We start from the raw sequence: 25,931 nt of genomic DNA, 5'->3' as shown, positions 1-25,931 counted from the left end.
AATGATTTAGCCTACCATTTGTTTTTCACGAATTTCTGCTAAGGTTTTGCAATCAATACAGAGATCGGCAGTTGGGCGAGCCTCTAAGCGGCGAATACCGATTTCTACCCCACAAGATTCACAATAACCAAAATCTCCTGTTTCAATTTTTTTCAGAGTACGCTCAATTTTTTTCAATAGTTTACGCTCTCTATCACGCGTTCTTAGCTCTAAACTGAATTCCTCTTCTTGTGTTGCACGATCAGCAGGATCAGGAAAATTAGATGCTTCATCACGCATATGGGCAACAGTGCGTTCCGCTTCTTCCATAATTTGTTCGTGCCATGCTTGAAGAATTTTCTCAAAATGGGCTAATTGTGCCTCATTCATATATTCTTCATTTTTCTTTTCTTTATAAGGTTCTACGCCCGCCAAGGACAATAGACTTAGAGATGATTTTGTCTTAGTCATTATATTTTCTCCTAAATAAGAAAGTGTCCACATCAGGCTTATGCTGTTATTGATCACTTAATTCCTATTTATAGTGACAGTTAAATAAATCCCAAAATACTGACTAAGCAACAACAATATACCCTAATTAGGTAGGCTCCATTTCTGCTTAATTTAAGCAACAGTATATTAAATTAACTATTTCAGTATTTTGCGGGGCAATATAAATAACAGAATTTTATTGGTTTAGCAAATGGAAAATGGCAAATTATCAATGAATTTTTCTATCATATTTTTTTATTTTTGCGAGTAATCTTCCATTTTTGTATTGGATTGTTGTTATGAAAGAACTATTGAGCGTATCTTGTGTTACTCGTTTTATGCTGATTTAAAAGAATATGCCATGGTTAAAAAATCCATTAGATAAATGGGCAAGTCTAACAATATTGTTAGCCAGTATGTTGTTGTGGCTACCTGATATGGCTTTATTTCCAATTTGGGGAATAGGGATAATGTTAGCCATATTATGCTATGGAAAATGGCGTTTTGCGTTGTTGTTTGCTGGGATCGTTATCTTATTACATGGGCAGGCTTGGTTTGTTATGCACCAAGCAAAACAGAGCGAACAGCTTCCTGCTAAATTAGTGCGTTCTTTTAAAATTGTGGAAATTTTACATCAGCAACAATATCAACGTTTGGTGGTTGAAACTACATTATTGCCAGATAATCCTGCTCAGAGAATTTATGTGCTATGGCAAGTAGCAGAGAGCCAGCCACAACTAGGGGAGATTTGGCAAGGGGAATTATTGTTACGTCCGTTATCTTCCCGCCTAAATCAGCAAGGGTTTGATCGACAACAATGGGCATTGGCGAAAGGAATAAGTTTACAAGCTAGAGTAAAAAGTGCGGTCAAAATTGCGGAAGATTTTTCTTGGCGGGAACGGCGTTTAAAGCGAGCTTGGCAACAGACACAAGAGCTATCCGAACAAGGGTTATTGTTAGCATTGGCATTTGGCGAGCGGGCTTGGCTTAATCCTGATACTTGGCAAATGTATCAACAAACCAATACCGCACATTTAATTGCGATTTCTGGTTTGCATATTGGCATTGCGATGGGGATCGGATTTTTAGTGGGGCGGTTATTGCAATTTGTTTTGCCTACTCGCTATATTAATGGCATTTTTCCTTTTATTGTTGGCTTTATGGTGGCGTTGTTATATGCACAACTGGCAGGATTTTCAATCCCTACCTTGCGAGCGATTATCGCTTTGGCAGTGTTGTTATTTTTTCGCTGGCGTAGAGGCTATTGTGTTCCTTGGCAATTATTTTTGCGTACAGTCGCTATATTGCTTATTGTTGATCCCTTAATGTTATTATCCGCCAGTTTTTGGTTATCAGTGGGGGCGGTAGCTTGTTTAATCCTGTGGTATCAGCTTTTTCCATTATGGATTTTTGAATGGCGAGGAAAGGCTTTTACGGATTTAGCCAGTCAGTATCTCTGGGGAATAATCCACTTACAATTTGGTTTATTTTGCTTATTTACACCAATCCAATTAGCGATTTTTCATGGCTTTTCGCTATATAGTTTTTGGGCTAATTTAATGGCTGTACCTTTTTATAGCTTGTTATTAGTTCCCTTAGTGCTATTTGCGACATTCACAGAGGGACTTTTTGCCAGTTGGTATTGGGCAAATGAATTGGTGCTATTGATTAATCAAGGGATTGCTTATTGGCAAGGTGGCTGGTTATTTTTATCGCAAAAAATAATTTTATTTTTGACCGCACTTTGTGCTTTATGGTTAGCCAGTTGTGTTTATTGGGTTTACCAATATCCTCGGCGTTTAGCCAAGCCTAATTTCCCTTGGCAACCCAAGCGGTGTTTTCCCCTTGGTTTATCCTCAGAACGTGCTTTATCCCCTATTACACGAACCTATGTGTATATTGCCTGTGTCAGTTTGGTTGTATATTGTGGGGGGCAATGGCTTAAGGAGCTTATCACAAAACCCCATTGGCGATTGGAAACCCTTGATGTAGGGCAGGGGCAAGCGACTTTATTAGTAAAAAATAATAAAGCTATTTTGTACGACAGTGGGGCAAGTTGGCAAGGTGGCGATATGGCAAGCCTTGAAATTTTGCCTTATTTATTTCGGCAAGGTATTCAACTAGAAAAATTGATTGTGAGCCATGATGATAATGATCATGCTGGGGGTGTGCCAACTTTACTTAAGGCATTTCCAAGCCTTAAATTGATCCAGTCTTCAACATTTTTTTATCAAACTCAGGATGTTGATCCTTGTTATCGTGGTAAAACTTGGCATTGGCAGGGATTAACCTTGCAAGCCTTATCGCCACCGCAAATAGTGGCAAGAGCGAATAACAAGGATTCTTGTGTGTTATTAATTGATGATGGACGTTATTCAGTGTTATTAACGGGAGATGCTGATATTACTGCAGAGCGTGAATTTATTGAGCAAATTACAGCCCCCATAGATATTCTGCAAGTGGGGCATCATGGCAGCCAAACTTCAACCAGTGAATTATTATTAGGACGTACGAAACCACAAGTGGCATTAATTTCCAGTGGACGCTGGAATCCTTGGCGATTACCCAATAAGCAGGTTATTGAACGATTAATACGTCATAAAATTCAGGTTTTTAATACCGCACAAGATGGGCAAATCTCCGTATTTTTTTATACTGATCGATTTGAAATAAAAACGGCAAGGGATAAATTTTCCCCTTGGTATCGCATAATCATTGGAGAACCGAGTAAATAAAGGTACAATGTGCCGATTTATTGATAAAAGACGAGTGATTATGCAGGATAACGATTTTTCCACATGGCAGACATTTAAACGTTTATGGCCAATTATTGCACCTTTTAAGTTAGGTATTGTGGCGGCGGGCATTGCATTAATATTAAATGCGTTGACCGATGCAGGGTTGATTTCTATGCTAAAACCTTTACTTGATGAAGGTTTTGGTAAGGCTGAAACCGACTTTTTGCGTATGATGGCGGTAGTCGTTGTATTTTTAATCATATTGCGGGGAATTACCAGTTTTATTTCCACTTATTGTTTGGCTTGGGTATCAGGTAAAGTGGTGATGACCATACGCCGTCATATTTTTAAACATTTAATGTATATGCCAGCCAGTTTTTTTGATAAAAATACCACAGGATCTTTATTATCAAGAATTACCTATGATTCCGAGCAGGTTGCCAATTCTTCTTCCCATTCTTTAGTTACCATTGTGCGAGAGGGAGCCTATATTCTTTCTTTATTAGGCGTGATGATTTATACCAGTTGGCAGCTTTCTATTGTCCTCTTTATTATTGGGCCAATTATTGCGGTATTAATTCGTATTGTGTCTAAGCATTTCCGCCGTTTAGGGAAAAATATGCAAAATTCTATGGGGACGTTAACCTCAACCACCGAACAAATGCTAAAAGGGCATAAAGAAGTGTTGTCTTTTGGTGGGCAAAAAATTGAGGAAGAAAAATTTCGCCATGTGAGCAATGATATGCGGCGTAAGGGAATGAAAGTGATGGTAGCTGATGCCATTTCAGATCCTGTGGTGCAAATTATCGCCTCTTTTGCTTTAGCGGCGGTATTGTATCTTGCAACCTTGCCAGAGATTATGAATCAAAATTTAACCGCAGGGGCATTTACGGTAGTCTTTTCGTCTATGCTAGCAATGATGCGTCCATTAAAATCTTTAACCAATGTTAATGCTTCTTTTCAGCGAGGTATGGCGGCTTGTCAGACTTTATTTGCGATTTTAGATTTACCCATAGAGAAAGATACAGGACAATATGAACAACAAAAAGTAAAAGGTCATGTACGCTTTAATCAAGTGAGCTTTAGTTATGAGGGGAAAAATATCTCTGTCTTAGCTAATGTGAGTTTTGAGATTGAAGCAGGCAAAACCGTTGCCTTAGTTGGGCGTTCAGGTTCAGGTAAATCCACCATTGCTAACCTATTACCAAGATTTTATGATGTACAACAAGGCGAAATTTTATTAGATGGCGTAAATATTCAGGATTATCGGCTAGCTAATTTACGTTCCCATTGTGCCATTGTTTCACAGCAGGTGCATTTATTTAACGATACCATTGCCAATAATATTGCTTATGCCGCCACTGATAAATATAGCCGAGAGGATATTATTAAAGCCGCTAAAGCTGCTCATGCTATGGAATTTATTGAAAAGCTGCCAGAGGGGTTAGATACGGTTATTGGCGAGAATGGTGCAAGTTTATCGGGGGGACAACGTCAGCGTTTAGCCATTGCAAGGGCATTATTGCGTGATGCCGCAGTATTAATTCTTGATGAAGCTACCTCGGCTTTAGATACAGAGTCAGAACGAGCCATTCAAGCAGCATTAGAGCAAATTCAGCAAGAGCGTACTGTATTAGTTATTGCTCATCGCTTGTCAACCATTGAAAAAGCCGATGAAATTCTTGTGATTGAACATGGTGAAGTGAAAGAGCGAGGAACGCATCAAGCCTTGCTAGCGATGAATGGCTTGTATCATCAATTACATCAAATGCAATTTGGTCAAAAAGCATAATGAAATTTTGGTATTCTCGTTCAATATTCGCTTGGTTATTCTTGCCCCTAGCTGGGCTATTTTGGCTTGTAAGTGTTATTCGCCGTCAATTATTTCGCTACGGCTGTTTTCGTTCTTATCGTGCCAAATTGCCTATTGTGGTGGTGGGTAATCTTTCAGTGGGAGGTAATGGAAAAACCCCTTTAACCATTTGGCTGGTACAACATTTACAACAGTTAGGCTATCAAGTGGGGATTATTTCTCGTGGTTATGGGGCAAAAACCAAGGATTTTCCTGCTTTAGTACAGGCAAATTCATCGCCTGAGCTAGTTGGCGATGAACCTGTATTATTAGCACAACGAACAGGCGTGCCTGTGTGTATTTCCCCTAATCGGCAACAGAGCATTGAATTACTGACGCAACAGTTTGCCTTAGACGTGATTATTAGCGATGATGGTTTACAACATTACGCCTTACAACGAGATATTGAAATTGTGGTTATGGATAGTCAATTAGGAGTTGGTAATGGTTTTTTATTGCCTGCTGGTCCCTTGCGTGAATTGCCTTCTCGCTTGCAACAAGTGGATTTTGTGGTGGCGAATGGGCAAGCCAATCCATATAGCCAGTTTGTGATGCAACTTAAACCACAATATGCCATTAATTTACGGACACAAGAAAAATGTTTATTAAGCGAGTTTAAGCAGGTTGCTGCCATTGCAGGGATCGGCAATCCTCAACGCTTTTTTACAATGTTACAGCAATTAGGGCTTGATTTAATCAAGCAACAAGCCTTTAGCGATCATCATCATTTTCAATGGACGGATTTAAGTGAACAAGATAAACATATCCCTTTATTGATGACAGAAAAAGATGCGGTTAAATGCCAATCCTTTGCACAAGCAAATTGGTGGTATGTGCCAGTAGAAACCCAATTAATGGGCGATACTCAAGGGTTATTGGCTAAAATTGAACAAAAAATCAAGGATTACCAATGAATAGCAAATTATTAGAAATTATTGCTTGCCCACGTTGTCAAGGGCGATTGCAATATGATGAACAACAGCAACAACTGATTTGCCGTTTTGAGCATTTGGCTTACCCCATTAAACAGGGGATTCCTGTGTTATTGGCGGAGCAGGCAATTCCATTAGATCATATTGAACAGGAGAACAAATAATGTCCGTATCTTTTAGCGTTGTAATACCCGCTCGTTATGCCTCAACCCGTTTACCGGGGAAGCCCTTGGCAGATATTGCTGGTAAACCCATGATTGCCCATGTGGTGGAAAAAGCCAAATTATCAGGTGCAAAACGAGTTATTGTGGCGACAGATAATCAACAGGTGGCACAGGCAGTGCAGGATTTATGTGAAGTATGTTTGACTTCTGCCCAACATAACTCTGGCACAGAACGATTAGCGGAAGTGGTTAAGCAACTTAATTTGCCTGATGACGAAATTATTGTGAATGTACAGGGCGATGAACCCTTAATTCCGCCTGTTATTATTCAACAAGTGGCTAAAAACTTAGAAAAATTTCAGGTCAATATGGCAACCTTAGCGGTTAAAATTCAACAGGCAGAAGAATTATTTAACCCCAATGTGGTGAAATTAGTTTTAGATCACAAGGGTTATGTTTTATATTTTTCCCGAGCAGCAATTCCTTGGAATCGTGATGATTTTGCCCAATTAAATCAAGCAGATAACAAACTTTCGTTACCACCAGAGCATTATTTACGCCATATTGGGCTTTATGCTTATCGTGCAGGCTTTATTCAGCAATATGTACAATGGCAACCCTCTGCTTTAGAACAGATTGAGTCTTTAGAACAGTTGCGAGTGTTATGGTATGGCGAGAAAATCCATGCAGAGCTTGCCTTAGCTGAACCTGCTGTTGGGGTAGATACCGCAGAAGATTTAGCAAAAGTGCGGTCTATTTTGGCTAAAAATCTGTCGGTATAACAATTATCTATGTTGTTTGATGCCAAATCCTTTCTCAAAAATGTGAGCCATGAACCTGGGGTTTATCGTATGTATGACGATAAACAACAGGTTATTTATGTGGGTAAAGCAAAAGATTTAAAAAAACGCCTATCTAGCTATTTTCGTGCCAATTTAGCCAGTAAAAAAACCGAAGCCTTGGTGTCAGCCATTCGGCATATTGATATCACCATTACCTCATCAGAAACCGAAGCCTTATTACTTGAGCATAATTTTATTAAGGCGTATCAACCTCGTTATAATGTTTTGTTGCGTGACGATAAGTCCTATCCTTATATTTTATTAACCAAAGAACGCCACCCACGTATTACCGCTTATCGTGGCAGTAAAAAAATTGCAGGGGAATATTTTGGACCTTATCCGCATGCCGGAGCAGTAAGAGAAACTCTCTCGTTATTGCAAAAATTGTTTCCGGTGAGGCAATGTGAAAATTCCGTTTATAACAACCGCTCTCGCCCTTGTTTACAATATCAAATAGGACGTTGTTCCGCCCCCTGTGTTGCAGGGTATGTGAGTGATGAAGAATATACCCAACAAGTGAATTTTGCTCGCCTATTTTTACAAGGCAAAGATCAGCAAGTATTAGAGCATTTAATTGATAAAATGGAACAGGCGAGCCAAGCATTGCAATTTGAACAAGCGGCACGTCTAAGGGATCAAATTCAAGCGGTGCGAGCGGTAATTGAAAAACAATTTGTGGCAAATGAACGGCTAGATGATATGGATATTTTAGCCATGGCTTACCAACATGGTATTGCTTGTGTACAGGTGTTATTTATCCGTCATGGCAAGATTTTAGGTAATCGCAGCTATTTTCCTAAAGTACCAGTAAATACAGATTTAGCGGAACTTACCGCCACCTTTGTGGGGCAATTTTATTTACAAGGGGATCAGGGCAGAAGTGTACCTCATCAAGTGATTGTGGATCAAAAATTGCCCGAAAAGGCAATGCTAGAGCAATTATTAACTGAGCAAGCAGGGCATAAAGTACATATTCAAGATAATGTAAAAGGGGATAAAAGCAAATACTTACAGCTTGCCCAAATGAATGTCAAAGCCAGCTTAGTCAGCAAATTAAAACAAACTTCTTTACTTGAAGAACGTTATCAAGCCCTACAACAATTATTAGGCATTGATAATATTCAGCGAATGGAATGTTTTGATATTAGCCATACCATGGGAAATCAAACCGTTGCTTCTTGCGTGGTATTTAACCATGAAGGTCCATTAAAGTCAGATTATCGCCGTTTTAATATTACAAGTATTCAAGCGGGCGATGATTATGCCGCTATGGAACAAGCCCTGAAAAAGCGGTATGACAAAGCCTTAGAACCCGACAAAATTCCTGACGTGATTTTTATTGACGGCGGAAAAGGGCAATTAAATCGTGCTTTACAGGTTTTTGCTCAATTAAAGGTAAAATGGGATAAAAACCGACCGCACTTAATCGGCGTAGCAAAAGGGGTAGATCGAAAAGCTGGTTTGGAAACCTTGATTATAAGCAAACAAGATCGTGAAATTAATCTCCCAGCAGACAGTTTAGCCTTACACCTTATACAACATATTCGTGATGAAAGTCATCATCACGCCATTAGCGGACATCGTAAAAAGCGACAAAACCATTTCCTGCAAAGTAATTTAGAAACGATTGCAGGGGTGGGGGCGAAACGGCGACAAGCACTACTCAAATATTTAGGCGGTATGCAAGGGGTAAAAAAAGCCAGTATTGATGAAATCGCCTCTGTTCCAGGCATATCAAGAGCTTTAGCGGAAAAAATCTTTGAAAGTTTGAAATAGACCTCACTTTGGGAGCAAATGATAGAATATGGTGTTATTTTGAATCTTCACTTAAAATACAAGACAGTTTAATCACTGTCTTGTATCAAATGGTATTTCTAACAAGCTTTAGAATAATAAAGTTCAATACGGCTTAAAACAGCCATATTTGCCACGTATTGAGCAATTTTTGTAGGGAAAGTTAAACCTTTTACACAGGTTAAATTACGTAGTACGGGAAATAATAGAATATCTTCATAAGAAAGATGACCATTTGCTGCATCTTCATTAACAATAAATGGCACTAATTGCTCTAAATCTTGCTCTAATCGTTGTAAATATTCTGCGGTTTTTGCTTCGTGTGTAGCAAAATCGCCAATAGTCTGTGTTTTTTTGTTAACAAAATAGTCAATAGCGGCCTGAGTTCGGTATTCGGGCAAATCAAGTTTAATAAAACGGGGCAACAATAAGTAATTTACATATTGTCCTACTTTTGTTAGCCAGTTTTCAATTTCTGGTCTAACCTGATCTGCAAGGCATTTTGTTGCACCATAATGGCTATCCACATAGCGAACAATATCAAGGCTTTCGGGCATTGCTCGTCCTTCATCAGTAACGAGAATAGGAACAGCTTTTTTACCAATTAAATCTACTGGCGTTTTTTCATCATCATTAAGTACCATAATTAAATCAACAGGTAACTTTTTAAAACCAAAAATCATACGGGCTCGTACACAAAATGGGCAATGGTCATATACATAGAGTTTCATTGGATTTCCCCTTATAGAGATTAACAAAAATAATGAATAAAAATACCGCACTTTAATAGGTTATTGCAAGTCAATGAGGGAATAAATTGTGGAAATTTTTATCAAAAAATCAATTAGATTTTATATAATATTGTTTGCTTTATTGAACAAACCTTAGAGGAGTAATTGGATAGGTTTTATATAAAAATAAATTTTATTGCGACTATGTTAGAAAATATTAAAAATAGGTTAATAAATTTTCTATTAATGCTTGACCTTTTTTGCTAAATCATTCATTATTCAATAGTTTTTTTGTTTAAGAGGAGTTTCTATGCACACATCTACACCGCTGATTAGTATGATTGCCATTGGATTCGCTGTTGCTTATCTGTTAGGTATGATTGCTAATCGTTTTAAATTTTCCCCTTTAGTGGGCTATTTGCTTGCGGGGATTTTAATTGGCCCTTTTACACCGGGATTTGAAGGCGATTTGCATATTGCTCACGAGCTTTCAGAAATTGGTGTTATGTTACTGATGTTTGGGGTGGGATTACATTTTTCTTTAAAGGATCTTTTATCAGTTAAAGCGGTAGCGATTCCTGGTGCATTATTACAAATTTTAACCGCCATTGTCTTTGGTTGGATTTTCTCGGTATTTTTAGGTTGGAGTACCATTAGTGGTTTGGTCTTTGGTCTTTGTTTATCCACCGCAAGTACAGTGGTGTTATTAAGAGCTTTAGAAGAACGTCAATTGCTTGAAACCTTGCGGGGGAAAATCGCTATTGGTTGGTTGATTGTAGAAGACTTAGCTATGGTTTTAGCATTGGTATTATTACCTGCTGTTGCTGATGTATTGCAACAAGAAAATGCTAATTTTAACGATATGCTAATGGATTTTAGTATTACCATTGGTAAAGTGATTGCTTTTGTAGCAGTAATGCTGATTATTGGTAAACGTGTGATTCCTTGGTTAATTGCCCGTAGTGCAGCCACAGGTTCAAGAGAATTATTTACCCTTTCAGTATTGGCGATTGCTTTAGGTATTGCTTATGGTTCTGTACATTTATTTGATGTTTCCTTTGCATTAGGAGCATTCTTTGCTGGTATGATTTTAAATGAATCAGAACTAAGTCATCGTGCCGCCAATGATACCCTGCCATTGCGTGATGCGTTTGCGGTATTATTCTTTGTGTCGGTAGGTATGTTGTTCAATCCAAGTATTCTTATTCAATCGCCGATTTCTGTATTAATGACGGTCATCATTATCGTGTTTGGTAAATCTATCGCCGCATATTTATTGGTACGTTTATTAAGAAAACCAAAACGTACGGCGTTGACTGTTTCGATCAGTTTGGCACAAATTGGTGAATTTGCTTTTATTCTTGCAGGTTTAGCTGTATCCCTTAACTTACTTGATGAACAAGCACGCAACTTAGTGCTTGCGGGATCGATTATTTCTATTTTAATTAATCCTGTACTATTTACTTATTTAGAAAAATACACCAGCAAAACTGAAGAACAGCAAGAAAGTTTAATGACTGTACCAGAAAAAGAAGACATTGAGGAAGATTTCCATCAATCGCCATTAGTGTTACAAGACCATATTGTATTGGTGGGTGCAGGACGTATCGGTAGCATTATTGTAGATAAAATGAAAAACAATGATCTCAATTTTGCGGTAATTGAATCTTCTCGTGCAAGAGTGGAGAAATTGCATGAAGATGGCATTAATGCAATATTAGGTACAGTAAAAGATAAAGACTTTAGTGTGCTAGATTTAGCCGCAATACAAGACGCAAGACTTGTTATTTTTGCGACACCAAATGCTTATGAAAATGCTGATATTATCAAGCATTTAAAAGAGCAGTACCCACAAATTAAAACCATTTCTTATGCGACTTATAGCGATGAAAAAGAAGCCTTGCTTGAAAATGGTTCTGATGTCGTTATTCATGGTCCAAGAGAAATTGCCCGTAGTATGTTTGAATCTTGCCTCGTCATGGGGGAATGTCAAATTGAATCAGAAACGGAAGAGCAACCGATTTTGGTAAAATAAGGTAGCATAACATAAACAACCAACCCCATTTATTCGCAATAAATGGGGTTTTTATCTAGGTTAATCTGTTGAAGTTAAACGTGCAAAACCTGCGTCTAAATCAGCAATAAGATCATCAACATTTTCTAAACCAATATGTACACGAATTAATGTTCCGCTTAAAGTGCGGTCAATATTAGGACGAATTTTGGCGATCTCTTCAGGTTGATTAAATAAAATTAACGACTCATAGCCTCCCCAAGAATAAGCCATACTAAATAATTTAAAATTATTCATAAATGCTTCAAGTTGAGTTTGTGAAAGTTTTTGCTGTAATTCAAAAGAAAATAATCCACTTGAGCCATTAAAATCCCGTTTAAAATATTCATGTCCCGGACAACTAGCCAAAGCAGGGTGATAAACCGCTTTTACCATAGGTTGTTGAGCAAGCCAATTTGCTACGGCAATACCATTTTGTTCATGCTGTTTTAAGCGCACTGCTAAGGTACGCAATCCCCTTGCTGTCATATAGGCACTATCAGCATCAACCATTTGCCCCATAAGATAAGCATTTTCTCGTAATTGATCCCAACAACGTGCATTTGCTACCGCAGTACCTATCATCACATCAGAATGCCCAACTAAATATTTTGTTCCAGCTTGAATAGAAATATCAATATCATATTGTAATGCGTTAAACAAAAGCCCTCCTGACCAAGTATTATCAATCATCACTACAATATCAGGATTAATGGATCTCACACTTTTAACGATACTTGGAATATCGGGAACTTCAAAAGTCAGCGAACTTGGACTTTCCAAAAAAAGCACTTTAGTATTAGGACGAACAAGTTGAGCGATTTGTTCACCACAAAGCGGATCATAATAACTGGTTTCTACCCCAAAATTTTTTAAGGTTTTATTACAAAAATCTTGAGTGGGTTCATAAGCCGCCCCCGTCATCAAAATATGATCACCTGTACGAACAAAGGCTAATAAACTATTGCTTACCGCAGCAGCTCCACAGGGAAATAAATAACAACCAGCACCTCCCTCTAATTCACACATTGCCTCTTGCAAGGCAAAATGGGTTAATGTGCCTCGCCGCCCATAAAATAATCCACCTTTAGCACGATTAATGGTTGCCTGTTTTTTGTCAGCCAAATTATCAAAAATCAATGAAGACGCACGTTGTACAACAGGATTTACGCTCCCTTGTGTAACCCTCTTATGACGTCCACTATGAATAAGTGCGGTAGAAAAATTCGTTATTTTTGTCATCATTACCTCGTTTTTATCCTATTCGTTCATTAGATTAAAATAATTGATTTAATAGATAAAAACAACTATTCAAGGAAAATTATCTTCTCTACAATATCCACACTGCCATTTTGTCGGCAGAAATATTTAACTTAACGAGGAGATTTTTACTATGGTATTAGTAACACGTGAAGCCCCTGATTTTGATGCAGCAGCGGTATTAGGCAACGGTGAAATCGTTGACAATTTTAATTTTAAAAGACATGTTGCAGGCAAAGCAGCTGTTATTTTCTTTTACCCATTAGACTTTACTTTCGTTTGCCCATCAGAGTTAATTGCTTTTGATCATCGTTATGAAGAATTTGCTAAACGTGGTGTAGAAGTTATTGGTGTTTCTATTGACTCTCAATTTAGCCACAATGCTTGGCGTAAAACTCCAACAGACAAAGGCGGTATTGGTGAAGTTAAATATGCTTTAGTTGCAGACGTTAAGCACGAAATTGCTAAAGCCTATGGTATTGAACACCCAGAAGCAGGTGTTGCATTACGAGCTTCATTCTTAATTGATAAACATGGTGTTGTTCGTCATCAAGTGGTTAACGATCTACCTTTAGGTCGTAACATTGATGAAATGTTACGTATGGTTGATGCTTTACAATTCCATGAAGAACATGGCGAAGTTTGCCCAGCACAATGGGAAAAAGGCAAAGAGGGAATGAAAGATAACCCTGAAGGCGTAGCAAGCTACTTAAAACAACACGCAGACAAACTCTAATTAAATTAGAAGAAAGAAGTTTAGCTTTATTTAGGACAAAAAGCCATGTTGAATAACATGGCTTTTTTGTTTTGAGTACATATAAATTTTCTCTATTTAATAGAGCCGTTCCAATTTAAAATAAGACAAGCCAGTACGCCAAAGATAGTACAGATAGTACGGCGAGGCTGTATTATCTTAAAGAGGGACGGCTATATATTATATAAAATCAGGGGCTGTATTAGATTAGTAGTTATGATAGAGAATTAATCTATTCCAGTCCCTATAATATTATCAGCAGATTTGATAATAGCAACTCTTTCTATTTTTTGGATTTCTTAATAAACTTCATTAATCGCTTGCGTTTGCGTAGCTGAGTTGGGGTTAAGGTATTACGCTTTCCTGCGAAAGGGTTACTGCCTTCTTGCAACAATAAACGAATTGGGCTACCAATAATTTTTAGACTGCGGCGATAATAATTGGTTAAATAACGTTTATAAGAATCTGGTAATCGTTCAATTTGGTTGCCATGTACAACAATAATAGGGGGATTATAACCACCTGGGTGAGCATATTTTAATTTAATACGACGACCGCTTACCATAGGTGGTTGATGCTCATCTGTTGCCATTTGTAAAATGCGTGTCAGCATTGAAGTTGTCATTTTTTGCGTAGCACAAGCATAAGCCTCTTGAATTGATTCAAATAAATTACCTACGCCACTGCCATGTAAAGCTGAAATAAAATGAATACGGGCAAAATCAATAAAATCTAATCGGCGATCTAATTCTGATTTTACTTGATCTTTAATATCTTGATCTAAGCCGTCCCATTTATTGACGACAATCACAAGCGAACGTCCAGCATTTAAAATAAAACCTAATAAAGATAAATCTTGGTCAGAAATGCCTTCGCGTGCGTCAATAGTGAGTAATACGACATTGGCATCTTGAATTGCTTGCAATGTTTTTATTACTGAAAACTTTTCTACGGTCAAGGTTACTTTGCCACGTTTACGCACGCCAGCGGTATCAATTAAGGTATATTGTTGACCATCACGTTCCATTGGAATATAAATGCTATCTCTAGTGGTGCCCGGCATATCGTAAACTACAACACGATCTTCCCCTAAGATACGGTTAGTTAGTGTAGATTTGCCTACATTGGGGCGACCGACAATGGCGATTTTAATATTTTTATTTTCATCATGTTGATATTCATCTGCTAGGACTTGATCTAACAGTTGGCTATCTTCCTCATTGTGGAAGTCAAATTCCTGTTCCCATTCATCTTGTTGTGATGCAAGTTCAAAATTTTCTTCATTTTGCACCGCACTTTGGGTTGGTTGTGCTTGTTGCTCAAATAATGGTGCAAGCACATTTTCCATTAATTGATTTACTCCTCGTCCTTGTGAGGCAGCGATTTGTACTACTTCTCCTAAGGCTAATTGATAAAATTCAGCACAATGTGAGTCAGCATCAATGCCATCAGTTTTGTTCGCCACTAAGACAGTTTTCTTTTGTTGCCGTTGGCGTAAATATTGTGCAATACCAATATCTGCGGAAGTTAGCCCTGCTCGTGCGTCCACTAAAAATAGCACTACGTCAGCCTCTTCAATCGCTAATAACGATTGTTCAGCCATTTTCTCTTCGACACCTTGTTCTGAGCCATCAATGCCCCCTGTATCTATCACAATAAAATCATAACCTGCAATATGTGCTTGCCCATATTTACGATCTCGGGTTAATCCAGGGAAATCAGCCACTAACGCATCTCGAGTTCGGGTTAAACGGTTAAATAACGTGGATTTTCCCACATTAGGTCGCCCAACTAATGCAACAACAGGAGTCATAAAAAAACCTCAATTACTTTGTCAAAATTTGCTTATTATAGCGGAAATTTGTGGGGGACGATATAACCTAATGTTGGAAATCCAATTATGGCGGTAAGCTCAAATTTGATAAATCGTAGAAAATGTTTTGTATTTTTTAATCTTTCGCCAAAATTTTTGGTAATGCTAATTTCAATTTAGGATAACTAAATTGAAATCCCATGGATAGCAATTTCATGGGATAAGCTTTTTGGCTATCTAATAATAATTGTGCACGTTCGCCTAAGAGCAATGTTAGTAAGCAACGAGGTACGGTTATTATTGCTGGGCGTTTGACGAATTGGGCTAATATACGATTAAATTCTTGATTGGTTACGGGATAAGGTGAAACCATATTAAAACTGCCTTGGCAGTTGGGATTATGTAATAGAAAAAGAATACCATTGACCATATCTTCAAGGCTGATCCAAGCCCAATATTGTTTTCCGTTACCTAGTTTGCCTGCCAAGCCAGCACGATAGAGAGGGAGCATTGCTTTTAATGCACCGCCTTGTTTTGCTAGTACAATGCCTGTTCGTAGTAAGCATACTCGTGTTTGGGCATTGCAAGCTGTTTGTTCCCATTGTAGGCAAAGTCGAGCGGGGAATTGATCGCCATTTTTGGTGTTTTCATCTATTTTTTGTTGACCACAATCCCCATAGTAACCCATTGCTGATCCTGATATAAATGTATGAGGTGGTGTTTGGCTTTGATTAATGCGTTGTACTAATTGTTGTGTGAGTTGAACACGACTATCAGTTAATTTTTGTTTTTGCTTATTTGTCCAATAATGTTGAAAAATAGGTTCGCCTGCTAAATTAATAATGGCATCAAAAGTATTAAAGTTTTGATAATCAGTGAGATTGGTGCAAATGCTCACTTTATCGGCAAATAATTGTTTGGCTCTTTGGGCTGAGCGTGTCAATATTGTGATTTGATATTGTTGTTGGAGTAAGCGTTTAGTAAGCTGTTGCCCAACTAATCCTGTTGCACCAGTGATAAAGACTTTCATCATTTTTTCTTATAATGAGTTATCAAAAAGCTGTTGAATGTTTGTTATTAGTTGCTCTATTTTTGTTTCTTTAGTTGGCGTAATGAAAATGGTATCATCGCCAGCGATTGTACCTAAAATACCATCAGTTTTGCCTAATGAATCTAATAAACGGGCAATTAATTGAGCGGCACCCGGGGTGGTTTTTACTACAATTAACATGGCATTATAGTCAATATCCAATACAAGATTTTTTAATGGGCTACTGGTATTGGGGACACTAAGTTCAGCGGGTAAACAATAGACCATTTCCATACGGCTATTACGGGTGCGTACAGCGCCAAATTTGGTTAGCATACGTGAAACTTTGGATTGATTAATTTGGCTAAAACCAAGTTCCTGTAAAGCATTGACGATTTCGCTTTGTGAGCCAAAACGTTGTTGAGATAATAAATGTTTAAATGCCGTTTGTAGATTATCAAGTTTATCTGACATAAAATTAGCCAAGTTCTATTAATCAAAAGTGCATAAATTTTGCATAAAAATGCAGAAAATAGCAATAAAAAGTTAAAAATTTTGCCTAGTAAAGAAAAAATTATTGCGAAAATTTGCACTAGATCGCAATATTGAATTAATCTCGTTGAATTTCATTGCTTGCCATTTTACACTATAACCCTGTGTGTCTTAATGATTAATTATTAAAGGAGTCTTCTATGAAAGTTGCCGTTTTAGGTGCCGCAGGTGGTATTGGTCAAGCATTAGCATTATTATTAAAATTACAATTACCATCAGGTTCAGAATTATCTTTATACGATATTGCCCCTATTACACCGGGGGTTGCGGCTGATGTGAGTCATATTCCTACCGCAGTAAAGGTCGTGGGGTTTGCAGGCGAAGATCCAACACCAGCATTACAAGGTGCTGATGTGGTGTTAATTTCTGCTGGAGTAGCAAGAAAGCCAGGCATGGATCGTTCCGATTTATTTAACATTAATGCGGGAATTGTACGTAATTTAGTGGAAAAAATTGCAACGGTTTGCCCAAAAGCCTGTGTGGGGATTATTACCAATCCTGTGAATACGACTGTTGCTATTGCGGCTGAAGTGTTGAAAAAAGCAGGGGTCTATGATAAACGTAAATTGTTTGGCGTAACGACTTTAGATGTATTGCGTTCGGAAACTTTTGTGGCTGAGCTTAAAGGGTTGGATATTGATAAGGTAAATGTACCTGTTATTGGCGGGCATTCAGGTGTTACAATTTTACCATTATTATCCCAAGTGAATGGTGTAAATTGGAGCGATGAAGAAGTATCCGCATTAACTCAGCGTATTCAAAATGCTGGAACAGAAGTAGTAGAAGCCAAGGCTGGCGGGGGATCTGCCACCTTGTCAATGGCTCAAGCCGCCGCACGTTTTGCTCGTTCTTTAGTGAAAGGCTTAAGTGGTGAGTCTGTTGTTGAATGTACCTATGTGGAAGGTAATGGCGAATATGCCCGTTTCTTTGCTCAACCTGTGCGTTTAGGTAAAGAAGGGGTAGAAGAAATTTTACCAGTTGGTTCATTAAGTACATTTGAGCAAACAGCTTTAGAAAATATGTTAGCCACATTGCGAGCAGATATTGAATTAGGCGAGAATTTCGTTAATCAATAATACATTGACGGTTTTTTTGTTAATAAGGCGAATGAAATATTCGCCTTTTATATGCTTTATTTTATGTGTTATATCATACGTATTTTATTTTTCTAAAAAATTTTGCTATAACCTATGGTGTATTTTTGGCATAATGAATGGCGTAGTTTTGGATTAAGGGGTGAAAGACCAATGTTAAAGTATATTTTAGGATTGATTATTGTTTTAGCTATTGTTTTAGTTGCTGTTACTATTGGGGCTAACAATGATCAAGTGATCAGTTTTAACTATCTTATTGCGCAACAACAGTTCCAGTTATCAACACTGGTTGCCTTGTTATTTGGTTTGGGATTAATTCTTGGTTGGTTAATTACAGGTTTTTTCTATCTCAAATTAAAATTCAAAAATATTAGCCTACAACGTCAAGTTAAACGTCAAGCCCAACAAATTAGTGAATTAACTCCTGTGCGCAAGGCTGAATAATATGCTTGAATTGCTGTTTCTGCTTTTGCCAATAGCGGTGGCTTATGGTTGGTATATGGGGCATCGTAGTGCAAAAAAGGATCAGGAAGATATTAGTAATAAAATTTCTCGAGATTATGTAACGGGGGTAAACCTTTTACTTTCAAATCAACAGGAAAAAGCAGTTGATCTCTTTTTGGCTATGTTGCAAAAGCAACAATCAGAAAATGAAATTGATACAGGCTCTCGTTTTGAGGCTGAGCTGACTTTAGGTAACTTATTTCGTTCTCGTGGTGAAGTAGATCGTGCATTACGTATTCATCAAGCCTTGGATCGTAGCCCAGATTATAGCTTTGAACAAAAATTATTAGCCAAGCAACAGCTTGCTAAGGATTTTTTGACCGTAGGGTTTTATGATCGAGCCGAAAATTTGTATATTTTATTAGTTGATGAACCAGATTTTGCTGAAGGTGCGTTACAACAATTAGCGCGTATTTATCAAAAAACTAAAGAGTGGGAAAAAGCCATTAATGTGGCGGAAAAACTTGCTATTATTGCCCCTAAACAAAATAATATTGAGCTTGCACATTATTATTGCGAATATGCTTTTAGTTTATTTGAATCAGCACCTGAACAAGCGGAAAAGTTATTGTTAGAGGCGTTGAATGTGTCAAATAGTTGCGCAAGAGCCTCAATATTATTGGCGAAATTAGCCATTAATCAGCGAGATTATCAAAGTGCGGTACAATATTTTGAAAAAATTTTATCGCAAAATTCAGCTTATATTGGTGAAGTTTTAGAGGAGTTAAAATCCTGTTACCAGCAGTTACAGCAAATTGATAATTTTGAGTTATTTCTTATCCGAGCAAGTCAACAATGTGCGAACAGTGATGTCATACTCGCCTTAACAGATTTAATTGAAGCTAAAGATGGAAAATCGGCCGCTCAAGCAAAACTTTATCAACAGCTTAGTCGTTTACCAAGTATGAATTTATTTTACCGCTTTATCCAATATCAAATTGATGAAGCAGAAGCAGGAAGTGGTAAGGAAAGTTTGATTTTATTGCATAATATGGTAAATGAGCGAATTAGACAAAATTTTGCTTATCATTGTACGAATTGCGGTTATCGTAGCCATAAATTGATGTGGTATTGTCCATCTTGTCGTCAGTGGGAAACCATTAAACCAGTACAAACTATTGAAAATTAGTCTTAAACAACGGGGTAAATTATGTCGAGCAAAATTATTGTTGCGTTAGATTATGAAACAGAACGTGAAGCCTTAGCGCTTGTTGATCAAATCGATCCAAGTTTATGTCGCTTAAAAGTTGGCAAAGAAATGTTTACTACTTTAGGTACAGAGTTCATTAAACAACTACATAAACGTCATTTTCAGGTTTTTTTAGATTTAAAATATCATGATATTCCAAATACAGTGGCAAGAGCGGTACGTTCTGCGGCAGATTTAGGTGTTTGGATGGTTGATTTACATGCGAGTGGTGGTTTGCGAATGATGGAAACCGCAAAAAAAATTCTAGAGCCTTATGGTAAAGATGCACCGTTATTAATTGCTGTAACCGTATTAACCAGTATGGAAGATGTGGATTTATTGCAAATTGGTATCAATACCTCGCCGATGGAGCAAGTCATTCGTTTAGCCAGATTATGTCAGCGAGCTGAATTAGATGGTGTAGTTTGTTCACCACAAGAAGTGGCGATTTTGCGTGAACAATGTGGCGCAGATTTTAAATTGGTTACCCCCGGTATTCGCCCTGAGGGAAGTGATTTTGCCGATCAACGGCGTGTTATGACCCCATTAGAGGCAATTCAAGCTGGTTCGGATTATTTAGTGATTGGACGTCCTATTACTCAATCAACGGATCCTGTTGCGGTATTGAAGAAAATTAACCAATCGTTAAATTAACTTACTATAAAGGGATAATGATGACTAATGAGTTAGTTTATTCTACGCAAACAGGCAGGATAAAAGCGCAAAAACCTCAGCCAGAAAAACCGAAAACGGACGGTATTGTGCGAATTCAACGTCAAGTAAGTGGACGAAAAGGCAATGGCGTGAGTGTGATTACAGGGCTAGATTTAAATGAAACGGAATTGCAAAAACTGGCTTCCGAGTTGAAAAAGCGTTGTGGTTGCGGTGGTGCAGTAAAAGGTTTTAACATAGAAATTCAAGGGGAAAAGCGTGAGCTTTTAAAACAGCTCTTAGAACAAAAAGGCTTTAAGGTAAAATTGGCTGGTGGTTAATTTTTACTTGAGTGCAATGTGTATTTGCCCCTATATAAGGGGCAATTATAATGAGTAGCAATAGAATTTTATAAGTACCACAGTGTATTTATTAAATCATATTTAATTTTTTGCTTGTATTTTATTCAAGTTGCCAATTTTGATTAATTTATAATAATATTTTATTTTTTATGATGATAAAAACTGGACAGCGTGGGTAATTAATGGTAACTTTAGCCCAGTTAAAAACTTACCTAACCAATTCTTTATATTAACAATCATTAATCAACTCAATAACCCTCAATTATGAATCTTACAGAATTAAAAAATACACCAGTTCCTGATCTTGTGAAAATTGGTGAAGAACAAATGGGCTTGGAAAATTTAGCTCGTTTACGTAAACAAGACATTATTTTTGCGATTTTAAAACAACATGCTCAAAGTGGTGAAGACATTTTTGGGCAAGGTGTGTTGGAAATTTTGCCTGATGGTTTTGGTTTCCTGCGTTCAAGTGATAGTTCTTATTTAGCAGGACCTGATGATATTTATGTATCGCCAAGCCAAATTCGCCGTTTTAATTTGCGTACTGGCGATACCATTGAAGGTAAAATTCGCCCGCCGAAAGAAGGGGAACGTTATTTTGCCTTATTAAAAGTGGATCGGGTTAATGATGACCGTCCAGAAGTTTCCCGTAGTAAAATCCTTTTTGAAAACTTAACCCCATTACATGCTAATGACCGCTTGCGTATGGAGCGAGGTAATGGTTCAACGGAAGATTTAACTGCTCGTATTTTAGATTTAGCTTCGCCGATTGGTAAAGGACAACGTGGTTTGATTGTTGCTCCCCCTAAAGCAGGTAAAACCATGTTAATTCAAAATATCGCTCAGAGCATTACCCATAATTATCCAGAATGTGTGCTAATGGTATTACTGATCGATGAACGTCCTGAGGAAGTAACGGAAATGCAACGTTCAGTGAAAGGGGAAGTGATTGCTTCTACTTTTGATGAACCTGCTTCTCGCCATGTACAAGTAGCAGAAATGGTGATTGAGAAAGCCAAGCGTTTAGTGGAGCATAAAAAAGATGTTGTCATTTTATTAGACTCTATTACGCGTTTGGCTCGTGCCTATAATACGGTTACGCCAGCTTCTGGGAAAATTTTATCTGGTGGGGTTGATGCTAATGCCTTGCATCGTCCTAAGCGTTTCTTTGGGGCTGCGCGTAATGTGGAAGAGGGCGGTAGCTTGACCATTATTGCCACTGCTTTGGTGGATACTGGTTCAAAAATGGACGAAGTGATCTTTGAAGAGTTTAAAGGTACGGGGAATATGGAATTGCATCTTTCGCGTAAAATCGCTGAAAAACGTGTGTTCCCTGCCATTGATTTCAATCCGTCAGGCACACGTAAAGAAGATCTGCTTACCACTCCAGAAGAATTACAAAAAATGTGGATCTTACGTAAAATTCTTAATCCTATGGGTGAAGTGGAAGCCATTGAATTCTTAATTGATAAGTTAATGATGGCGAAAACCAATGATGAATTTTTTGAAATCATGAAACGTTCTTAATTTCTTTTCTTCAATGGGCGAGCTTCTCGCCCATTTTGTTTCCGCTTTTTTGTTATAAAAAATTTCGCTAAAATAGACCGCACTTTTTTATTTATCAAGGATTTGTTATGGCTCAACCGCGTTTTGTTCATTTGCGTGTACATAGTGATTTTTCTATGGTTAATGGTATTACCAAAGTGAAACCTTTGGTAAAAACCTGTGTAGAAAATAATATGGTCGCAATGGCATTAACGGATTTTACCAATTTTTGTGGCTTAGTTCGTTTTTATGGCGAGGCTTTATCAGCTGGGATTAAACCCATTATTGGTACCGATGTACTAGTCAAAAGTGAATTATTAGGCGATGAGCGATTTGAATTAACTTTGCTGGCAAAAAATAATCAGGGCTATCAAAATATTATTATGTTGCTGTCTAAGGCTTATCAGCGTGGTTATACGGATTTGCCTTATATTGATCAGCAGTGGTTAGTGCAACACCGTGAGGGGATTATTATTTTATCTGGCGGACGAATGGGGGACGTGGGTAAAAAATTATTGAAGAATAACCCTCAAGATGTGCAAAGTGCGGTGGATTTTTATCAAGAATTTTTTCCAGAACATTTTTATTTGAGCTTAACGCGTACAGGTCGGCCAGAAGAAGAAATCTATATTCAAGAGGCATTAGCCTTAGCTAAACAGCATCAATTACCCGTAGTGGCAACCAATGATGTGTGTTTTTTGCAATCGGAGGATTTTGAAGCGCACGAAATTCGGGTGGCTATTCACGATGGCTTTACCCTTGATGATCCAAAGCGTCCTAAGTTATATAGCAATCAGCAATATTTTCGCTCTGAACAGGAGATGTGCCAGCTTTTTGCCGATATTCCCTCGGCATTAGAAAATACCTTGCTGATTGCACAACGCTGTAATGTTACTATTCGTCTAGGGGAATATTTTTTACCGAAATTCCCCACTGGCGAGCTAACCACAGAGGAGTTTTTAATTAAAAAATCGCGTGAGGGGTTAGAACAGCGTTTGGCGTTTTTATTTCCTGATGAAAAAGAGCGGTTAGCAAGACGAAAAGAATATGATGATCGTTTACAAGTAGAACTTGATGTAATCAATCAAATGGGTTTTCCGGGCTACTTTTTGATCGTAATGGAATTTATTCAATGGTCAAAAGATAATGATATTCCAGTTGGCCCCGGGCGTGGTTCGGGAGCAGGATCTTTGGTGGCTTATGCCTTAAAAATTACCGATTTAGATCCCCTTGAATTTGATTTGCTTTTTGAGCGTTTCTTAAATCCAGAACGGGTTTCAATGCCTGATTTTGACGTAGATTTCTGTATGGACGGACGTGATAGGGTAATTGAACACGTTGCTGAAATGTATGGACGTGATGCCGTATCACAAATTATTACCTTTGGTACAATGGCGGCGAAAGCGGTAATTCGTGATGTAGGACGTGTATTGAGCCACCCTTATGGTTTTGTGGATCGCATTGCCAAATTAGTGCCAGCTGACCCTGGTATGACATTGGCAAAAGCCTTTGATGCCGAACCTCAGTTACAAGTGGTGTATGATTCGGACGAAGAAATCAAAGAATTGATTGATATGGCAAGAAAGCTCGAAGGCGTGGTGCGTAATGCGGGTAAACACGCTGGAGGCGTGGTAATTTCGCCGACAACCATTACTGATTTCTCGCCAATTTATTGTGATGCAGAGGGCAAACACCCCGTTACCCATTTTGATAAAAATGATGTGGAATATGCAGGATTGGTCAAGTTTGACTTCTTGGGCTTGCGTACCTTAACCATTATCAAATGGGCATTGGATATGGTGAATGAACGCTTAAGCAAAGAGGGCAAGCCCTTAGTGGATATTAATGCCATTGCATTAGATGATGAAGAATCCTTTAAATTATTATTAAATGCGGAAACAACGGCGGTATTCCAACTAGAATCTCGTGGTATGAAAGATTTGATTAAGAGGTTAAAACCAGACTGCTTTGAGGATATTATCGCGTTGGTGGCATTATTTCGCCCGGGTCCATTGCAATCAGGTATGGTGGATAATTTTATTCGCCGTAAACATGGCGAGGAAGAAATTTCTTATCCTGATGCGGAATATCAACATCCATCGTTACAGCCCATTCTTGAACCTACTTATGGTATTATTTTATATCAAGAGCAAGTGATGCAAATTGCTCAGGTGCTAGCGGGTTATACTCTTGGCGGAGCGGATTTATTACGCCGAGCTATGGGTAAGAAAAAGCCAGAGGAAATGGCAAAGCAACGTTCTGTTTTTGAAGAGGGGGCAGTCAAGAATGGCATAGACGGCAATCTTGCCATGAAAATCTTTGACTTAGTGGAGAAATTTGCGGGTTATGGCTTTAATAAATCCCACTCGGCGGCTTATGCCTTGGTATCTTATCAAACCTTATGGCTAAAAGCCCATTATCCTGCGGAATTTATGGCGGCAGTGATGACCTCGGAAATGCACAATACTGAAAAAATTGTGGGGCTGTATGATGAATGTTTGCGTATGAACCTTAAGGTGTTACCGCCAGATATTAATCGTGGAAAGTATCATTTTAGTGTCAACGATAATGGCGAAATTGTCTATGGTATTGGGGCAATTAAAGGGGTTGGCGAAGGGCCGATTGAAGAATTGATTACCGCTCGTGAAAAGGGCGGTGTATTTAAGGATTTATTTGATCTTTGTGCTAGAATTGATCTGAAAAAAATTAATCGTCGCACCTTTGAAAATCTTATTTTATCAGGGGCTTTTGATAAATTAGGACCGCATCGTGCGGCGTTATCCAAAAATTTGGAAGATGCGTTAAAAGCCTCAGATCAACATGCTAAAGATGCCGCCATTGGGCAACAGGATATGTTTGGTGTATTAACGGAATCCCCAGAAGACGTTGAAATTGCTTATGCTCATACACCAAAATGGTCGGAGAAAGTGATTTTAGACGGCGAACGAGAAACCCTCGGTTTATATTTTACCAATCACCCTATTAGCCGTTTGCTCAAAGAACTTTCTCATTATAGCCCTGTGCGTCTAAAAGATTTAGTACCGAACTATCGTGGACAATTAACCACAGTGAGTGGGTTGTTAGTGAATGTTCGCTTTGCTGTTACGAAAAAAGGTAACCGATTAGGTATTGCTACTCTTGATGACCGTTCAGGACGATTAGATATTACCCTTTTTGGCGAAGCTCTTGATAATTTTGCCGAAAAATTGCAAAAAGATACGGTAGTCATTGCCACAGGGCAAGTGAGTTTTGATGATTTTACGCAAGGCTTAAAAATGACTGTGCGAGAATTGATGACCCTTGATGAAGCTCGTAGTCGTTATGCAAAAAGTTTAGCTATTTGTCTTACTGAACAGCAAATTACCCCAGCGTTTATTAAACAATTTAAATCCATTATTCAACCTTATAGCGAGGGAACATTACCTATCCATATTTATTATCAAAGTTCACAGGGGAGAGCTTTAATCAAACTAGGGATTCAATGGTATATTCGCCCTACTGATGAACTGCTTACTCAGTTGGAAAATATGTTGGGCGAAAATTCGGTTGAATTAGAGTTTGAATAAATGATTGAGGATATTTTTTTAGGATATAACAGTA

At 38.1% G+C, this 25,931-nt stretch carries 21 protein-coding genes; 15 read left to right on the top strand and 6 right to left on the bottom strand.

The genetic code is table 11. The features are described from left to right. Positions 1-6: 6 nt before the first annotated feature. The gene (gene dksA, locus A6A20_RS03045; RefSeq protein WP_279572088.1) at positions 7-450 is read right to left on the bottom strand and encodes an RNA polymerase-binding protein DksA; all 444 of its coding nucleotides are present in this window, start codon (positions 448-450) and stop codon (positions 7-9) included. A 377-nt stretch (positions 451-827) separates the two neighbouring features. On the opposite strand from dksA, the gene A6A20_RS03040 reads away from it, so the two are divergent. Genes A6A20_RS03040 through uvrC form a run of 6 tightly spaced genes read left to right on the top strand, consistent with a single transcriptional unit; the run spans position 828 to position 8,775 of the window. After that, on the top strand, positions 828-3,206 hold the full coding sequence (locus tag A6A20_RS03040; RefSeq protein WP_424585407.1) for a DNA internalization-related competence protein ComEC/Rec2: 2,379 nt from the start codon (positions 828-830) through the stop codon (positions 3,204-3,206). A gap of 40 nt (positions 3,207-3,246) precedes the next feature. After that, positions 3,247-5,001, top strand: coding sequence for a lipid A ABC transporter ATP-binding protein/permease MsbA (gene msbA / locus A6A20_RS03035; protein ID WP_279572087.1), 1,755 nt, complete (start codon positions 3,247-3,249; stop codon positions 4,999-5,001). After that, positions 5,001-5,975, top strand: coding sequence for a tetraacyldisaccharide 4'-kinase (gene lpxK, locus A6A20_RS03030; protein ID WP_279572086.1), 975 nt, complete (start codon positions 5,001-5,003; stop codon positions 5,973-5,975). Before msbA ends, lpxK begins: the two co-directional genes overlap by 1 nt. Further along, positions 5,972-6,157 (top strand): Trm112 family protein, encoded by a 186-nt coding sequence (locus A6A20_RS03025; protein ID WP_279572085.1) that lies wholly within the window; start codon positions 5,972-5,974, stop codon positions 6,155-6,157. Before lpxK ends, A6A20_RS03025 begins: the two co-directional genes overlap by 4 nt. Next, on the top strand, positions 6,157-6,939 hold the full coding sequence (kdsB, locus tag A6A20_RS03020; protein WP_279572084.1) for a 3-deoxy-manno-octulosonate cytidylyltransferase: 783 nt from the start codon (positions 6,157-6,159) through the stop codon (positions 6,937-6,939). Before A6A20_RS03025 ends, kdsB begins: the two co-directional genes overlap by 1 nt. A gap of 9 nt (positions 6,940-6,948) precedes the next feature. Beyond that, on the top strand, positions 6,949-8,775 hold the full coding sequence (gene uvrC / locus A6A20_RS03015) for an excinuclease ABC subunit UvrC (protein ID WP_279572083.1): 1,827 nt from the start codon (positions 6,949-6,951) through the stop codon (positions 8,773-8,775). 98 nt (positions 8,776-8,873) lie between these two features. Here the strand turns inward: uvrC and grxB are convergent, their stop codons facing one another. Next, positions 8,874-9,524: a glutaredoxin 2 gene (gene grxB, locus A6A20_RS03010; RefSeq protein ID WP_279572082.1), complete on the bottom strand. Its 651-nt coding sequence runs from the start codon at positions 9,522-9,524 to the stop codon at positions 8,874-8,876. A 310-nt stretch (positions 9,525-9,834) separates the two neighbouring features. Here grxB and ybaL point away from each other — a divergent pair, with 310 nt between their 5' ends. Beyond that, entirely contained in the window at positions 9,835-11,559 is a 1,725-nt protein-coding gene (ybaL, locus tag A6A20_RS03005) for a YbaL family putative K(+) efflux transporter (protein WP_279572081.1), read from the top strand. A gap of 60 nt (positions 11,560-11,619) precedes the next feature. On the opposite strand, the gene metC is transcribed toward ybaL, so the two are convergent. After that, positions 11,620-12,819 (bottom strand): cystathionine beta-lyase, encoded by a 1,200-nt coding sequence (gene metC, locus A6A20_RS03000; RefSeq protein ID WP_279572080.1) that lies wholly within the window; start codon positions 12,817-12,819, stop codon positions 11,620-11,622. A gap of 151 nt (positions 12,820-12,970) precedes the next feature. On the opposite strand from metC, the gene A6A20_RS02995 reads away from it, so the two are divergent. Continuing rightward, positions 12,971-13,573: a peroxiredoxin C gene (locus A6A20_RS02995; protein ID WP_279572079.1), complete on the top strand. Its 603-nt coding sequence runs from the start codon at positions 12,971-12,973 to the stop codon at positions 13,571-13,573. 301 nt (positions 13,574-13,874) lie between these two features. Here A6A20_RS02995 and der read toward each other — a convergent pair whose 3' ends face one another. The 3 genes from der to argR all read right to left on the bottom strand — a co-directional run bounded on the left by der (position 13,875) and on the right by argR (position 16,908). Beyond that, on the bottom strand, positions 13,875-15,404 hold the full coding sequence (gene der / locus A6A20_RS02990; RefSeq protein ID WP_279572078.1) for a ribosome biogenesis GTPase Der: 1,530 nt from the start codon (positions 15,402-15,404) through the stop codon (positions 13,875-13,877). A 136-nt stretch (positions 15,405-15,540) separates the two neighbouring features. Next, positions 15,541-16,434 carry a TIGR01777 family oxidoreductase gene (locus tag A6A20_RS02985; protein WP_279572077.1) on the bottom strand — a complete coding sequence of 298 codons (894 nt, stop codon included), beginning with the start codon at positions 16,432-16,434 and terminating at the stop codon, positions 15,541-15,543. 9 nt (positions 16,435-16,443) lie between these two features. After that, entirely contained in the window at positions 16,444-16,908 is a 465-nt protein-coding gene (gene argR / locus A6A20_RS02980; RefSeq protein WP_279572076.1) for a transcriptional regulator ArgR, read from the bottom strand. Positions 16,909-17,126: 218 nt separating this feature from the next. On the opposite strand from argR, the gene mdh reads away from it, so the two are divergent. From mdh to dnaE, 7 genes are all read left to right on the top strand, one after another. Further along, a complete protein-coding gene (mdh, locus tag A6A20_RS02975) occupies positions 17,127-18,062 on the top strand; it encodes a malate dehydrogenase (RefSeq protein ID WP_279572075.1) in 936 nt (311 codons plus the stop codon). A gap of 171 nt (positions 18,063-18,233) precedes the next feature. Beyond that, complete coding sequence (locus A6A20_RS02970) at positions 18,234-18,524, top strand: LapA family protein (RefSeq protein WP_279572074.1); 291 nt, start codon at positions 18,234-18,236, stop codon at positions 18,522-18,524. 1 nt (position 18,525) lies between these two features. Continuing rightward, positions 18,526-19,713: a lipopolysaccharide assembly protein LapB gene (gene lapB / locus A6A20_RS02965; RefSeq protein WP_279572073.1), complete on the top strand. Its 1,188-nt coding sequence runs from the start codon at positions 18,526-18,528 to the stop codon at positions 19,711-19,713. Between the two features lie 21 nt (positions 19,714-19,734). Next, positions 19,735-20,427, top strand: coding sequence for an orotidine-5'-phosphate decarboxylase (gene pyrF, locus A6A20_RS02960; RefSeq protein WP_279572072.1), 693 nt, complete (start codon positions 19,735-19,737; stop codon positions 20,425-20,427). A 17-nt stretch (positions 20,428-20,444) separates the two neighbouring features. Beyond that, positions 20,445-20,765 carry a stress response translation initiation inhibitor YciH gene (yciH, locus tag A6A20_RS02955; RefSeq protein ID WP_279572071.1) on the top strand — a complete coding sequence of 107 codons (321 nt, stop codon included), beginning with the start codon at positions 20,445-20,447 and terminating at the stop codon, positions 20,763-20,765. Between the two features lie 285 nt (positions 20,766-21,050). Continuing rightward, positions 21,051-22,313 (top strand): transcription termination factor Rho, encoded by a 1,263-nt coding sequence (gene rho / locus A6A20_RS02950; protein WP_279572070.1) that lies wholly within the window; start codon positions 21,051-21,053, stop codon positions 22,311-22,313. A gap of 107 nt (positions 22,314-22,420) precedes the next feature. After that, entirely contained in the window at positions 22,421-25,897 is a 3,477-nt protein-coding gene (gene dnaE, locus A6A20_RS02945) for a DNA polymerase III subunit alpha (protein ID WP_279572069.1), read from the top strand. Positions 25,898-25,931 lie beyond the last annotated feature (34 nt).

The sequence above is a fragment of the Volucribacter amazonae genome (assembly GCF_029783845.1).
In the GTDB taxonomy this organism is placed as follows: domain Bacteria; phylum Pseudomonadota; class Gammaproteobacteria; order Enterobacterales; family Pasteurellaceae; genus Volucribacter; species Volucribacter amazonae.
The sequence above is the reverse complement of the archived record's forward strand: the minus strand, read 5'-3'. Positions and strand labels throughout refer to the sequence as shown.

Bases quoted from the DNA above. Each gene is read 5' to 3' on its own strand.
- dksA (WP_279572088.1), bottom strand. From the start codon at position 450: ATGACTAAGACAAAATCATCTCTAAGTCTATTGTCCTTGGCGGGCGTA.
- A6A20_RS03040 (WP_424585407.1), top strand. From the start codon at position 828: ATGCCATGGTTAAAAAATCCATTAGATAAATGGGCAAGTCTAACAATA.
- msbA (WP_279572087.1), top strand. From the start codon at position 3,247: ATGCAGGATAACGATTTTTCCACATGGCAGACATTTAAACGTTTATGG.
- lpxK (WP_279572086.1), top strand. From the start codon at position 5,001: ATGAAATTTTGGTATTCTCGTTCAATATTCGCTTGGTTATTCTTGCCC.
- A6A20_RS03025 (WP_279572085.1), top strand. From the start codon at position 5,972: ATGAATAGCAAATTATTAGAAATTATTGCTTGCCCACGTTGTCAAGGG.
- kdsB (WP_279572084.1), top strand. From the start codon at position 6,157: ATGTCCGTATCTTTTAGCGTTGTAATACCCGCTCGTTATGCCTCAACC.
- uvrC (WP_279572083.1), top strand. From the start codon at position 6,949: ATGTTGTTTGATGCCAAATCCTTTCTCAAAAATGTGAGCCATGAACCT.
- grxB (WP_279572082.1), bottom strand. From the start codon at position 9,524: ATGAAACTCTATGTATATGACCATTGCCCATTTTGTGTACGAGCCCGT.
- ybaL (WP_279572081.1), top strand. From the start codon at position 9,835: ATGCACACATCTACACCGCTGATTAGTATGATTGCCATTGGATTCGCT.
- metC (WP_279572080.1), bottom strand. From the start codon at position 12,819: ATGACAAAAATAACGAATTTTTCTACCGCACTTATTCATAGTGGACGT.
- A6A20_RS02995 (WP_279572079.1), top strand. From the start codon at position 12,971: ATGGTATTAGTAACACGTGAAGCCCCTGATTTTGATGCAGCAGCGGTA.
- der (WP_279572078.1), bottom strand. From the start codon at position 15,404: ATGACTCCTGTTGTTGCATTAGTTGGGCGACCTAATGTGGGAAAATCC.
- A6A20_RS02985 (WP_279572077.1), bottom strand. From the start codon at position 16,434: ATGAAAGTCTTTATCACTGGTGCAACAGGATTAGTTGGGCAACAGCTT.
- argR (WP_279572076.1), bottom strand. From the start codon at position 16,908: ATGTCAGATAAACTTGATAATCTACAAACGGCATTTAAACATTTATTA.
- mdh (WP_279572075.1), top strand. From the start codon at position 17,127: ATGAAAGTTGCCGTTTTAGGTGCCGCAGGTGGTATTGGTCAAGCATTA.
- A6A20_RS02970 (WP_279572074.1), top strand. From the start codon at position 18,234: ATGTTAAAGTATATTTTAGGATTGATTATTGTTTTAGCTATTGTTTTA.
- lapB (WP_279572073.1), top strand. From the start codon at position 18,526: ATGCTTGAATTGCTGTTTCTGCTTTTGCCAATAGCGGTGGCTTATGGT.
- pyrF (WP_279572072.1), top strand. From the start codon at position 19,735: ATGTCGAGCAAAATTATTGTTGCGTTAGATTATGAAACAGAACGTGAA.
- yciH (WP_279572071.1), top strand. From the start codon at position 20,445: ATGATGACTAATGAGTTAGTTTATTCTACGCAAACAGGCAGGATAAAA.
- rho (WP_279572070.1), top strand. From the start codon at position 21,051: ATGAATCTTACAGAATTAAAAAATACACCAGTTCCTGATCTTGTGAAA.
- dnaE (WP_279572069.1), top strand. From the start codon at position 22,421: ATGGCTCAACCGCGTTTTGTTCATTTGCGTGTACATAGTGATTTTTCT.